Origin of the sequence: Streptomyces yunnanensis (assembly GCF_029011865.1) — a bacterium.
Lineage (GTDB): Bacteria > Actinomycetota > Actinomycetes > Streptomycetales > Streptomycetaceae > Streptomyces > Streptomyces yunnanensis.
On sequence record NZ_CP095749.1, the window covers coordinates 3833154 to 3848044 of the forward strand.

Consider the following 14891-nt stretch of genomic DNA (forward strand, 5'->3'; position numbering starts at 1 on the left):
CGCCTCAAGCTCCTGGACTCGCCGGCGGGCCTCGCCGAGGTCGACGGTGGCACGCCTGAGGTAATCGAGAAGCTTCTCCTCGTTCGACATCTGGCGTCAGCTCCTTGCGGCGGTGGGGCGGTGTGCGTTGATCACGTCAGGACCTGCCGAACTCTCGGTCGAGCACGTCGAAGAGTTCCTCGGCGCTGGCCGACAAGAGGTCGTCGGTGGTGTGTTCCGGTTGTTCGCCGGGGCTGGTCCAGTTCGACAGCAGGCGCTGCAGCCGCGTGGTGATCGCGGTGCGTGCGTCGTCGTCTCCCGGGACGGCCGCGAGCAGGGCTTCCAGCCGGTCGAGCTCGGCGAGTGCCGGCGCGGCGACGGACGTTTCCTGCGGTGCGAGCTCCGCGCGCAGATGGTCGCGGAGGGCGCTCGGCGTCGGGTAGTCGAACAGCAGGGTGGCGGGCAGTCGCAGTCCGGTGGCCGCGCTGAGTCCGTTGCGCAGCTCCACCGCGGTGAGCGAGTCGAAGCCGAGCTCCAGGAATCCGCGCCCGGCGTCGACCGCGTGCGACGTGCTGTGGCCGAGGGCGGCGGCGGAGTGCGTACGGACCAGGTCGAGCAGCAGTCGGTCCTGTTCCGCGTCGGTCAGTGCGGCCAGCCGCTCGCGGAGCGAGGGGCCTTCGGTGGTACTGACCGTCGGCCGCGCCGAGCTGCGGATCAGGCCGCGCAGCAGGGCCGGCACCCCGCCTGCCTTGGTGCGCAGGGCAGCGGTGTCGAGCCGGATCGGTACCAGCACCGCCTCGTCGACGGACTGCGCGGCGTCCAGCAGCGCCAGTCCCTGGTCGGCGGAGAGCGGCACCATGCCGAGGCGTGCCATCCGGGCGCGATCGGCCTCGTCCAAGGCGTCGGCCATGCCGCCGTCCGCCCACGGTCCCCACGCCAGCGCCACGGCGGGCAGGCCCAGCGCCCGGCGGCGGACGGCGAGCGCGTCGAGGAACGCGTTCGCCGCCGCGTAGTTGCCCTGGCCCGCGCTGCCGAAGGTGGCTGACGCCGAGGAGAACAGCACGAACCCGGCCAGGTCGAGGTCGCGGGTCAGCTCGTGCAGGTGCAGCGCCGCGTCCACCTTCGGCCGCAGCACCGCGTCGATCCGCTCCGGGGTCAGCGACTCCAACACACCGTCGTCCAGCACGCCTGCCGCGTGCACGACGGCGGTCAGCGGGTGCGCTTCGGGGACTCCGTCCAGCAGTGCGGCCAGCTCGTCCCGGTCGGCGACGTCACAGGCCGCCATCCGGGCACTGGCGCCCAACTCGGCCAGTTCTGAGACGAGTTCGGCCGCACCGGCGGCGGCCTCGCCACGTCGGCTGGTCAGCAGCAGGTGCCGAACGCCGTGCGCGGTCACCAGGTGGCGGGCGACATGCCCACCGAGCGCACCGGTGGCGCCGGTGATCAGCACGGTGCCCGCCGGGTCCAACGGCCGCCGGATGCCTTCGGCGGGCGGCGCCACCCTGGCCAGTCGGGGGGCGTACAGGGCGCCCTGGCGGACGGCCAGCTGTGGTTCACCACTGGCCGCCGCGGCGAGCAGCAGGCCACGCGAGGCCGCGTGCTCGTCGAGGTCCACCAGCACGAACCGGCCCGGGTGTTCCGACTGTGCCGCGCGGAGCAGACCCCACACCGCGGCGCCGCCGAGGTCGGCGACGTCCCCGTCAGCGCCGGTCGCCACCGCGCCCCGGGTCAGCACGACCAGCCGGGACGAGGCGAACCGCTCCTCCTCCAGCCACTCCTGCACCATCGCCAGCGCCCGATGCACCGCCGCGTGCGCGTCGTCGCCGCGCTCACCGGATGCACCGGATGCACCGGGTTGAACTGATGCACCGGGGTGACCTGATGCACCGGGTTCTCCGGCGACGAACACCAGCTCCGGCAACCCACCACCAGCCGCCTGGGACGCAGCAAGGGAGGCCAGGTCCGCGTACCGGGTTGTGTCGAGCCCGAAGTCGTCGTTCCCGACGACGGCGCAACGGCTCGTCGTGGCGGGCGACGTCGGCACCGTCGTCCAGTCGACGCGGAACAGCGCGTCGCGCGTCGCCGCGTCGGCCGCACGCAGCTGCTCGGCCGAGACCGGCCGCAACGCCAGCGACTCGACGGAGGCGATCGACCGGCCGAGCTGATCCGACACGGTCAGCGACACCGCATCCCGGCCCGCAGGCGCGATACGGACGCGCACGGCGCCGGAACCTGCGGCGTGCAGGCACACATCACGCCAGGCGAAGGGCAGACGGGCGCCGTCGGAGCCGGCGAAGAAATCCCCCAACCGCACCGCGTGCAGTGCGGCGTCGAGCAGCGCGGGGTGCAGCCCGAACCGGGCCGCGTCGGCCTGGTTGGCCTGCGGCAGGGCGACCTCGGCGAACACCTCGTCGCCGCGCCGCCACGCCGCGCGCAGCCCGCGGAACGCCGGTCCGTAGCCGAGTCCGGCCGCGGCCAGGTCGTCGTAGAGACCGGCCAGGTCGACGGCCTCCGCATCGGCGGGCGGCCAGGCGCCCGGCACGACGGGTACCGGCTGCGCGGCCGCGTTCAGCGCGCCGGACGCATGGCGGGTCCATGTCGTCGCGCCGTTCTCGGCACGTGAGTGGACAGCGAGCGAGCACCGGCCGGACTCATCCGGTTCGCCGACGGTGACGCGCAGCTGGACACCGCCCCGCTCCGGCAGGATCAACGGCGCCTCAAGGGTCAGCTCCTCCAACAGACCACAACCGACCCGCACACCGGCATGCACCGCCAACTCCACAAACGCGGTACCAGGCAACAACACCGAACCCATCACGACGTGATCGGCCAACCACCCATGGGTCGAAACCGCCAACCGCCCGGTGAACACCAACCCCTCAGGCAACTCCACCGCCGCACCCAACAACGGATGCTCCGCCGACACCAAACCCGCCGACGACACATCCGCCACATCCACACCGGAGTCCAACCAGTACCGCTCCCGCTGGAAGGCATACGTCGGCAGATCCACCCGACGGCCGTTCCCCAGCGCCCGCGACCAGTCCACCGACACACCACGCGCATACGCGGAAGCGACAGCGGTCAACAACGACCGCACCTCACCCCTGCCCCTACGCAACACCGGAACCGCCGCCACCCCCTCGGCGACACAGCACTCCTGCACCAAACCACTCAGCGCACCATCCGGCCCCAACTCCACAAACGTCGAAACGCCCAACCCCTCCAACGCCCCGACACCATCAGCAAACCGAACAGCCTCACGCACATGCCGAACCCAGAACTCCGCAGTACCGATCTCCTCACCGGACACCACCGCACCGGTCAGATTCGACACAATCGGAATACGCGGAGCCGCGTAAGCCAGCCCCTCCGCAACCTTGCGGAACTCCTCCAACATCCCGTCCATGTGCGGCGAATGGAACGCATGACTGACCGGCAGCCGCTTGGTCTTACGACCCTGCCGCTCAAAACCGGCCGCGATCTCCAGAACCGCGTCCTCGTCACCGGCAACGACAACCGACGTCGGACCGTTGACCGCAGCGACGCTCACACCCTCGACCAGCAGCGGCGCGACCTCGCCCTCCGACGCCTGGACCGCCACCATCGCACCACCCGACGGCAACTCCTGCATCAGACGACCACGAGCCGCCACCAACACACAGGCATCCTCCAACGACAACACACCCGCAACATGCGCCGCCGCCAACTCACCGATGGAGTGCCCACTGAGGAAGTCGGGGACCACACCCCACGACTCCACCAACCGGAACAACGCCACCTCAACAGCGAACAGCGCAGGCTGCGTATACGCCGTCTGATCCAGCAAGGCACCCACACCCTCACCGAACAGCACATCCTTCAGCGAACGTTCGAGATCGGCATCAAACCGCCCACACACCTCGTCCAACGCCGCCGCAAACACCGGAGAGGACTCATACAACTCACGCCCCATCCCCACCCGCTGCGAACCCTGACCACTGAACAAGAACGCCAACCGGCCCTCGGACACCACACCACGCACCACCCCGGACGCCGAAGCACCCGAAGCCAACGCGGCAAGCCCCTCCCGGAACTCCGCGACGTCCTCGGCCACCACCGCCGCACGATGACCCAACGCAGCACGCGTCGTCGCCAACGAGGACCCCACATCGACCGGGTTCAACCCAGGCGTGGCATCCACGAACGACAGCAACCGCGCCGCCTGCGCACGCAACGCGGCCTCGGACTTACCGGACACCACCCACGGCACCACACCACCGGCAACGGCAGGCGCCTCGCCAGCAACCTCGTCCTGACTGTCGTCCTCGGCAGGGGCCTGCTCCAAGATCACATGCGCATTGGTGCCGCTCACCCCGAAGGCGGAGACCGCGCCGCGTCGCGGGTCGCCGGTCTCCGGCCAGGCGATCCGCTCCGTCAGCAGCGACACCGCGCCCGACGACCAGTCGACGTGCGACGACGGCGCATCCACATGCAGCGTCTGCGGCAACACACCATGCCGCAGCGCCTGCACCATCTTGATCACGCCGGAGACTCCGGCGGCGGCCTGGGTGTGCCCGATGTTGGACTTCACGGAGCCGAGCCACAACGGCCGGTCGGCCTGCCGGTCCTGGCCGTACGTGGCCAGCAGCGCCTGCGCCTCGATCGGGTCGCCCAACGTCGTCCCGGTGCCGTGCGCCTCGACGGCGTCCACATCGGACGGGGTGAGCCCCGCGTTGGCCAGTGCCTGGCGGATCACCCGCTGCTGGGCAGGGCCACTCGGCGCGGTCAGTCCGTTGCTCGCACCGTCCTGGTTGATGGCTGTGCCACGCACCACCGCGAGCACCGGATGGCCGTTCCGCTGGGCGTCGGACAACCGCTCGACCAGCAGCATTCCGACGCCTTCGCCCCAGCCGGTGCCGTCCGCCGCCTCCGCGAACGACTTGCACCGACCGTCCCATGCGAGCCCGCCCTGACGGCTGAACTCGGTGAAGACGGTGGGCGTCGGCATCACCGTGACCCCGCCGACCAGCGCCAGACCGCACTCGCCCTGACGCAGCACCTGACCTGCCTGGTGGAGCGCGACCAGCGACGAGGAGCACGCCGTGTCCACCGTCACCGCAGGGCCTTCGAAGCCGAACGTGTAGGCGATCCGGCCGGACGCCACGCTCGTCACGTTCCCGGCCAGCAGGTGGCCTTCGGTGCCGCCCGGCGCCTGGTGCATGCTCGCGCCGTAGCCGGAGAAGGACACCCCGACGAACACCCCGGTCCGGCTGCCGCGCAACGAGGCCGGGTCGATCCCGGCCCCTTCGAGGGCCTGCCAGGACGCCTCCAGCAGCAGCCGCTGCTGCGGGTCCATCGCCAGCGCCTCACGCGGCGAGATCCCGAAGAACTCGGCGTCAAAGTCCGCGACGTCGGTGACGAAGCCACCCTCACGCGCATACGTCGTGCGGGGCCGCTCGTTGTCCGGGTCGTAGAGGGCTTCGACGTCCCAGCCACGGTCGTCCGGGAACCCGGTGATCGCGTCCCGGCCCTCGTCGACCAAGCGCCACAGGTCCTCCGGCGACTCCACGTCACCGGGGTACCGGCAGCTCATGCCGACGATGGCGAGGGGCTCCTGCTCCTCCGACTCCAGTTCGCGCAGGCGCTGGCGAGTCGAGTGCAGTTCGGTGGTGACTTCCTTGAGGAAGTGCCGCAGCTTGTCTTCGTTCGCCATTTACGCCAGCCCCCTAAAGAAAACGTTTCGCTGTCCGGTCACGAGATGCCGAACTCCTCGCCGAGGAAGTCGAAGATCTCGTCGTCGCTCGCCGACTTGATCTTCTGCTCGACCTCATCCGTTTCGACCGGGACGTCCCACTTGGCCAGCAGCGTTCGCAGCCGGTTGGTGATCTCCGCCCGCGCGGTGTCGTCAGCGGACACGGCGGACAGTGCCGCCTCCAACCGGTCGAGTTCGTCCAGTCCGGGCGTGCCGGTGTCCCCGGCGCCCAGTTCGGACCGCAGGTGCTCGGCCAACGCGACCGGCGTCGCGTGATCGAAGACCAGCGTGGCCGGCAGCTTCAGCCCGGTCACCTGGAACAGGCGGTTGCGCAGCTCCACCGCGGTCAGCGAGTCGAAGCCGAGCTCCTTGAACGCGCGGTCGGCCGCCACGGAGTCGGGCCGGGCATGGCCGAGGACGTTCGCGACCTCCCCGCGCACCAGTTCCAGCACCAACCGGTGCCGCTCGTTCTCGGGCAGTGCCTGGAGCTGCCGGGACAGCTGCGACCCGGCGGACTCCCCTTCCGTCCCCGACTCCGACTCCGCCGGTCGCGACGCCTCGGGCAACTCGGCGAACAGCGGGCTGGTCCTGGCCGTGGTGAAACCGGGCAGGAACCGGTCCCAGTCCACGTCCGCGACCGCGACGACGTCGTCCCGTCGCCGCAAGGCCCCGGCCAGCGCCTCGATCGCGGTGTCCGGCGCCATGGCCGGCAGTCCGCGGCGGCGGAGCTGTTCCTCGATGTCGCCCGCGGCGGCCATGCCACCGCCGGCCCACGGCCCCCAAGCCACCGACATGGCCACCCGGCCGTCCGCCCTGCGCTGCTGGGCCAGGCCGTCCAGGAAGGCGTTGGCCGCCGCGTAGGCGGCCTGCCCACCGCTGCCCCAGATCGCCGCGACCGACGAGAACAGCACGAAGGCGTCGAGCGGTTCGTCGGCCAGCAGGGCATCGAGGTTCGCCGCACCGGCCGCCTTCGCCGACAGCACCCCGGCCAGCTCGGTCGCGGTCAGCTCAGTGAGCGGGACACCGGAGTGCGGCACTCCGGCGGTGTGCACCACCGCCCGGATCGGGGACCCCTCGGCGGTCAGCTGCCGCAGCAGTTCCGCCAACGCCTCGCGGTCGGCCACATCGCAGGCCGCGAGGGTCACCTTGGCGCCCAGCGCGAGCAGTTCGGCCTCCAGCTCCACCGCCCCGTCCGCGTCGCCGCCACGACGGCTGGTGAGCACCAGGTGCTCGGCCCCGTTCTCGGCCAGCCAGCGCGCGACCCGCGCGCCCAGCGCACCGGTACCACCGGTGACCAGCACGGTGCCGGTCGGCCGCCATTCCGTGGACGACGTGCCGACGGCCGGCGCCCGCACCACGCGGCGCAGGTGCACGCCGGAGTCCCGTAGCGCCACCTGGTCCTCGCCGGTGCCCTTCAGCACGCCCACCAGCCACTCGGCCATCCGGTCGTCCAGGGCTTCCGGCAGGTCGATCAGGCCGCCCCAGCGGTCCGCGTGCTCCAGTGCGGCCACCCGGCCCAGACCCCACAGCTGCGCCTGCGCCGGACTGGCCAGCCGGTCCGCCGGGCCGGTGGACACCGCACCACGGGTCAGGCACCACAGCGGTGCGGCGATACCGGCATCGCCAAGTGCCTGCACCAGAAGCATTGTTGTGGCGGGTTCCTCGTCGAGTGCCAGCATCGAGACCACTCCGGCGAACGGCGCCCCGGCGGTCTCGGCCCTCATCCGCGCTGCGAGGGCGGCGCGGTCCTCGGTACCCGGCTCGACGACGACGGTGTCGGCACCGCGCTCGGCCAGGGCACGTATGACCGAAGCGGTGACCTCCCGTTCGCCGGCGGGCAGTACCACCAGCCAGCGTCCGGACAGCGTGGCGCCCGACTCTCCGGCGACAGCCTTCCAGGTGACCTGGTACCGCCAGGAGTCCACGGTGGACTTCTCCGCCGCAGCCGACCGCACCCGAACCTCGGGCCAGTACCGCTCCCGCTGGAAGACGTACGTCGGCAGATCCACCCGACGGCCGTTCCCCAGTGCCTGCGTCCAGTCCACCGACACACCACGCGCATACGCGGAGGCGACAGCGGTCAACAACGACCGCACCTCACCCCTGCCCTTACGCAACACCGGAACCGCCGCCACCCCCTCGGCGACACAGCACTCCTGCACCAAACCACTCAGCGCACCATCCGGCCCCAACTCCACAAACGTCGAAACGCCCAACCCCTCCAACGCCCCGACACCATCAGCAAACCGAACAGCCTCACGCACATGCCGAACCCAGAACTCCGCAGTACCGATCTCCTCACCGGACACCACCGCACCGGTCAGATTCGACACAATCGGAATACGCGGAGCCGCGTAAGCCAGCCCCTCCGCAACCTTGCGGAACTCCTCCAACATCCCGTCCATGTGCGGCGAATGGAACGCGTGACTCACCGCGAGCCGCTTGGTCTTACGACCCTGCCGCTCAAAACCGGCCGCGATCTCCAGAACCGCGTCCTCGTCACCCGCGACGACAACCGACGTCGGACCGTTGACCGCGGCGACACTCACGCCCTCGACCAGCAGCGGCGCGACCTCGCCCTCCGACGCCTGGACCGCCACCATCGCACCACCCGACGGCAACTCCTGCATCAGACGACCACGAGCCGCCACCAACACACAGGCATCCTCCAACGACAACACGCCCGCGACATGCGCCGCCGCCAACTCACCGATGGAGTGCCCACTGAGGAAGTCGGGGACCACACCCCACGACTCCACCAACCGGAACAACGCCACCTCAACAGCGAACAGCGCAGGCTGCGTATACGCCGTCTGATCCAGCAAGGCCCCCTCACCCTCGCCGAACAGCACATCCTTCAGCGGACGTTCGAGATCGGCGTCGAACCGCCCACACACCTCGTCCAACGCCGCCGCAAACACCGGAGAGGACTCATACAACTCACGCCCCATCCCCACCCGCTGCGAACCCTGACCACTGAACAGGAACGCCAACCGGCCCTCGCCGGCCCGGTCCACCACCGCGCCCGCGGCCGAACGCCCCGAGGCCAACGCTTCCAGCCCGCTGCGGAAGTCGTCCCGACCCGCGCCGACGAGCACCGCACGATGACCCAGCGCGGCGCGCGTCGTCGTCAACGAGGACCCCACATCGACCGGGTTCAGCCCAGGCGTGGCATCCACGTACGACAGCAACCGCGCCGCCTGCGCACGCAACGCGGCCTCGGACTTACCGGACACCACCCACGGCACCACACCACCGGCAACGGCAGGCGCCTCGCCAGCAACCTCGTCCTGACTGTCGTCCTCGGCAGGGGCCTGCTCCAAGATCACATGCGCATTGGTGCCACTCACCCCGAACGACGACACGGCGGCCCGACGCGGCCGTCCCGCCTCAGGCCAGTCAACCCGCTCCGTCAGCAGCGACACCGCACCGGCGGACCAGTCGACATTCGACGACGGCGCGTCCACATGCAGCGTCTGCGGCAACACACCGTGCCGCATCGCCAACACCATCTTCAGCACGCCGGCCACACCAGCAGCGGCCTGGGTGTGCCCGATGTTGGACTTCACGGAACCGAGCCACAGCGGCCGGTCGCCCTGCCGGTCCTGGCCGTACGTGGCCAGCAGCGCCTGCGCCTCGATCGGGTCACCGAGCCGGGTGCCGGTGCCATGCGCCTCCACCGCGTCCACGTCCGACGGGGTCAGCCCCGCGTTGGTCAGTGCCTGGCGGATCACCCGCTGCTGCGACGGACCGTTCGGCGCCGTCAGGCCGTTGGACGCGCCGTCCTGGTTCACCGCGGAGCCCCGCACCACGGCCAACACCCGGTGCCCGTTGCGGCGGGCGTCGGAGAGCCGCTCGACCAAGAGCATCCCGACGCCCTCGCCCCAGCCGGTGCCGTCCGCCGCCTCCGAGAATGCCTTGCACCGACCGTCCGACGCGAGCCCACGCTGACGGCTGAACTTGAGGAACGCGCCCGGGGTGGACATCACGGTCACACCACCGGCGAGCGCCAGCTCGCACTCGCCCTGGCGCAGTGCCTGCGCGGCCAGGTGCAGCGCCACCAGCGACGAGGAGCACGCCGTGTCCACCGTCACCGCGGGGCCTTCGAGCCCGAAGACGTACGAGACCCGGCCGGACATCACACTGCCCGCGTTGCCGGTCAGCAGGTAGCCGTCGGCGCCTTCCGGGGTCTCGGCGAGCAGTTCGGCGTAGTCCTGGCCGTTCGTCCCGGCGAACACCCCGATCTGGCGTCCGCGCACCGAGGTCGGGTCGATCCCGGCCCGTTCGAACGCCTCCCACGAGGTCTCCAGCAGCAGCCGCTGCTGCGGGTCCATCGCCAGCGCCTCACGCGGCGAGATGCCGAAGAACTCCGGGTCGAACCGCTCGACCCCCTCCAGGAACGCGCCCTCGCGGGTGTAGGTGGTGCCCGGGTGCTCGGGGTCCGGGTGGTACAGCCCGGCCAGGTCCCAGCCACGGTCGGACGGGAACGGGCCCACCGTGTCCGTGCCTTCGGACACCAGCCGCCACAGGTCCTCCGGTGAGCCGATCCCACCGGGGAACCGGCAGGCCATGCCCACGATCGCGATCGGGTCGTCGACCACTGCCTGGGTGACCGCGGCGGCGGGCGTCTGCTGCGCCAGGCCGAGCATCTCACCGCGCAGGAAGTCCACGAGCACCATGGGGGTGGGGTGGTCGAACACCAAGGTGGCGGGCAGGGTCAGACCCGTGGCCGCGCCGAGCCGGTTGCGGAAGTCGACGCCGGTCAGCGAATCGAAGCCCAGCTCGCGGAAGGCCCTCGATGCATCGATGCCTTGGGACGGGTCATGGCCCAGTACCGCCGCCACCTGCGAACGCACCAGCTCCAGCAGCAACCGCTGCTGCTCGGCTTCCGACAGCCCTTCGAGCCAGTCGCGCAGCTCCACCTTCTCCGCGGCCGGCAGCATGCGCGCCTCCGGGAGTTCGTCCACGAGGGACAGCGGCCGGACGGCACCCATCGCCGGGACGAAGGTCGACCAGTCGACGTCGGCGAGCAGCAGCGCCGACTCGTTGCGGCACACGGCCTGTGCCAGGGCGGACGCGACCGTGCCGGGTGCCATCGGACGCAGGCCGAGTCGGCGTTGGTGCTGTTCGCCGGCGCCCTCCGCCAGCCCGCCACCGGCGAGCAGGCCCAGTGCGATCGACGTGGCGGGCAGACCCGCCGCCCGGCGCTGTTGTGCCAGCGCGTCCAGGAACGCGTTGGCGGCCGCGTATGCCGCCTGGCCGCCGTTGCCCCAGACACCGGCGACCGAGGAGCACAGGACGAAGGCGTCGAGTTCGAGGTCCGCGGTCAGCTCGTGCAGGGCCCGGGCGGCGTCCACCTTGGGACGCAGCACGGCTTCGACCCGGTCGGGGGTGAGCGCGGTGAGCAGCCCGTCGTCCAGCACGCCGGCCGCGTGCACCACCGCGGTCAGCGGGCGCTCGGCGGGGATGCTGCCGAGCAGCGCCGCCAGCGCGGTGCGGTCGGCGACGTCGCATGCGGCGATGGTCACCTGGTCGCCCAGCTCGGCGGCGAGTTCGGCAGCGCCTGGCGCGTCGGGACCTCGGCGGCCGGCCAGCACGAGGTGCTCGGCGCCGTTGGCGGCCAGCCACCGCGCCAACTCCGTGCCGAGCGCACCGGTGCCACCGGTGATCAGGACGGTGCCGCGCGGTTGCCACGACTGGGCGGCGCGCGCTCCACCGGCGTGTTCCAGGCGGCGGACGAACACTCCGCCCTCGCGGACCGCGAACTGGTCCTCGCCGCCGCGCCGGGCCAGTACGCCGACCAGCCTGGCGAGCGTCCGGTCGTCCACCAGCTCCGGCAGGTCGACCAGGCCGCCCCAGCGCTGCGGGTGCTCCAGGCCGAAGACCCGGCCGAAGCCCCATATCTGTGCCTGGTCCGCGTTGTGCAGCCGGTCGGACCGTCCGGGGGCCACCGCGTCCTGCGTCACGCACCACAGCGGCGCGTCCACCTTGGCCTCGCCCAGTGCCTGGGCGGCCACCACGTTCGGCCACAGCCGCCCGTCGCGGGACAGCAGGGACAGCACGCCGTTCGGCGCTCCGTCCGCCAACACGGTGCGAAGGCGCTCGGTGAGGTCGGCGCGGTCGGTGTCGGCCACCGGCAGCAGCACGACTTCGGCGCCGTGTCCGGTCAGTGCAGCGCCGATGGTGGTGGTCAGTTCGTCCTCGGCCAGCGCGGCCGGGACGAGCACCAGCCAGCACCCGGTCAGTGCCGCGGCGGCGGGCTCGGCGGCCGGGCGCCAGACCACCCGGTACCACCAGGATTCCGCGGCGGCCAACTGGTGGCGGCCCCGACGCCAGTCCGACAACGCCGGTACGACCTCGGTCATCGGGGTCTCGGCCGCTATGCCGAGGGTGGCGGTCAGCTCCGCCACGTCCGCGCGCTCCACCGCGTCCCAGAACCGGGCGTCCACCGGGTCCTGCGCGGTCGTGGGGTGCGTGCTCTCCAGCCAGTAGCGCCGCCGCTGGAAGGCGTACGTCGGCAGTTCCACCCGGCGACCACCGGGGAACATCACCGACCAGTCGACGTCGATGCCGTGCACATGCGCCTCGGCCAGGGACTCCAGGAAGCGTGCGAAGCCGCCCTCGCCCCTGCGCAGCGAACCGACGGCCACCGCCCGCTCAGCGGTCTCCTGTACGGCCACGGCAAGCACGGGGTGCGGGCTGATCTCGACGAACACCCCGTGGCCCTGATCGGCCAAGGCACGCACGGTCTCCTCGAACCGGACCGTCTGCCGCAGGTTGCGATACCAGTACTCGGCATCCAGCACGCTGGTGTCGATCCGCTCCACCGTCACCGTCGAGAAGAACGGCACCTGCGACGGGCGCGGAGCGATGCCCGCGAGGATCGTCAGGAGCTCGTCGCGGATCTCCTCCACATGCGCCGAGTGGGACGCGTAGTCCACCGGGATACGGCGAGCCCGGACCCCGGACTCCTCACAGTCGGCCAGGAGCTCGTCCAGCGCGTCAACGTCGCCGGAGACGACGATCGAACCCGGGCCATTCACCGCAGCGACGGAGATCCGACCGTCCCACCGCTCAAGACGCCCGGTGACCTCATCAACCGGCAGCGAGACAGACACCATGCCGCCGCGACCAGACAGGGCCAGCAGCGCCTTACTCCGCAACGCAACAACCCGCGCGGCATCCTCCAGCGACAACGCACCCGCCACACACGCAGCAGCAATCTCACCCTGCGAATGACCCACCACAGCGGCCGGCTCAACACCGTACGAACGCCACAACGCCGCCAGCGACACCATCACCGCAAACAGCACAGGCTGAACAACATCAACCCGCTCCAACGCCTCAGCGTCGCCCAGCACATCCAACAACGACCACTCGACATGCGGTGCAAGGGCCTGCGCACACGCCCGCATCGACTCCGCGAACACCGGCGAGGAGTCCAAAAGCTCCACCGCCATGCCCACCCACTGCGAACCCTGACCAGGGAAGACGAACACCGCACGGTGGTCCGCCACGGTGCCCTGCACCACGCCGGGTTCCGTCACGCAACGGGCCAGTCCGGCCAGGCCCTTCCGGAAGTCGGCGGCGTCGGCCGCCATCAGCACCGCGCGGTGCTCGAAGGAGGACCTGCCGGTGGCGAGGGTGAAGCCGACGTCCACGGGGTTCAGCCCGGGGTTGTCGTCCACATGGGACAGGACACGGGCGACCTGGTCACGCAGCGCCGCCTCGCCGCGCGCCGACAGCACCCAGGGCAGTACGCCGGACGCAACAGGCTCCGGGGACGTCTCGGCCGCGGGCGACTGCTCCAGCACCACGTGCGCATTGGTGCCGCTGATGCCGAACGAGGACACCCCGGCACGCCGCGGCTCGCCGGTCTGCGGCCATTCCACCTGCTCGGTCAGCACGGAGACGGCACCGGTCGACCAGTCGACGTGTGTCGAGGGTTCGGTGACGTGCAGCGTCTTGGGCAGCACACCGTGTTGGAGGGCCAGCACCATCTTGATCACACCGCCCACACCGGCGGCGGCCTGGGCGTGCCCGATGTTGGACTTCAACGAGCCGAGCAGCAGGGGGTGGGCGCGGTCCTGCCCATAGGTGTCCATGATCGCCTGCGCCTCGATCGGGTCACCGAGGGTGGTGCCGGTGCCGTGCGCCTCGACCACGTCGACCTGGCGCGTCGAGAGTCGCGCGTTCGCCAGCGCCGCCCGGATGACCCGGACCTGCGACGGGCCGTTGGGCGCGGTCAACCCGTTGCTCGCGCCGTCGGAGTTGACCGCCGAGCCGCGTACGACCGCCAGGACCCGGTGCCCGTTGCGGCGGGCGTCGGAAAGCCGCTCCAGCACCAGCATGCCGACGCCCTCGGCCGGGCCGAACCCGTCGGCCGTGGCGGAGAACGCCTTGCACCGGCCGTCGGGGGCCAGCCCGCGCTGCCTGCTGAACGAGAGGAACATGCCCGGCGTGGACACCACCGTGACGCCACCGGCCAGCGCCAGCGAGGACTCGCCGCGCAGCACCGACTGGACGGCCATGTGCAGTGCGACCAGCGAGGAGGAGCACGCCGTGTCGATGGTGACGGCGGGGCCTTCCAGGCCCAGCGTGTAGGCGACCCGGCCGGAGACCACACTCGTCGTGGTGCCGGTGAACAGGTGGGCCTCTGTGCCGTCCTGCGCCTCGTGCAGCCGCGGACCGTACTCCTGGGCGATCGCGCCGGCGAACACGCCGGTACGGCTGCCCCGCAACGAGCCCGGGTCGATCCCGGCCCGCTCCAGCGCCTCCCAGGAGGTTTCCAGCAGCAGCCGCTGCTGCGGGTCCATCGCCAGCGCCTCACGGGGCGAGATGCCGAAGAAGTCCGCGTCGAACCCGCCCACGTCGTGCAGGAAACCGCCGTGGCGCGTGTAGGTCTTCCCGGCCAGTTCCGGGTCGGCGTCGTACAGCGCTTCGACGTCCCAGCCCCGGTCCGCGGGGAACTCCGAGATCGCGTCGCCGCCGGACGTCACGAACCGCCACAGGTCGTCGGGGGACGCGATACCGCCGGGGAAGCGGCACGCCATTCCGACGATGGCGACCGGCTCGTGCTGTGCCTGCTCGACTTCCTGCAACCGTTGCCGGGTCTGGTGCAGATCGGCGGTAACCCGCTTGAGGTAATCGACGAGCTTCTTTTCGTCGGCCATCTACC

The 14891-nt window shown here is 71.2% G+C and carries 2 protein-coding genes and 1 pseudogene; all 3 read right to left on the reverse strand.

The genetic code is table 11. From position 1 onward, the window contains the following. Positions 1-12: 12 nt before the first annotated feature. Positions 13-90 (reverse strand): annotated as a pseudogene (locus MOV08_RS44395) (polyketide synthase docking domain-containing protein); the annotation flags it as partial. 46 nt (positions 91-136) lie between these two features. Next, positions 137-5674 (reverse strand): type I polyketide synthase, encoded by a 5538-nt coding sequence (locus MOV08_RS16415; RefSeq protein WP_420834168.1) that lies wholly within the window; start codon positions 5672-5674, stop codon positions 137-139. A 38-nt stretch (positions 5675-5712) separates the two neighbouring features. Then, complete coding sequence (locus MOV08_RS16425; protein WP_275307874.1) at positions 5713-14886, reverse strand: type I polyketide synthase; 9174 nt, start codon at positions 14884-14886, stop codon at positions 5713-5715. Positions 14887-14891 lie beyond the last annotated feature (5 nt).

What these genes read in the sequence shown, in the direction of transcription:
- MOV08_RS16415 (WP_420834168.1), bottom strand. Translation starts at nt 5,674, where the DNA reads ATGGCGAACGAAGACAAGCTGCGGCACTTCCTCAAGGAAGTCACCACC.
- MOV08_RS16425 (WP_275307874.1), bottom strand. Translation starts at nt 14,886, where the DNA reads ATGGCCGACGAAAAGAAGCTCGTCGATTACCTCAAGCGGGTTACCGCC.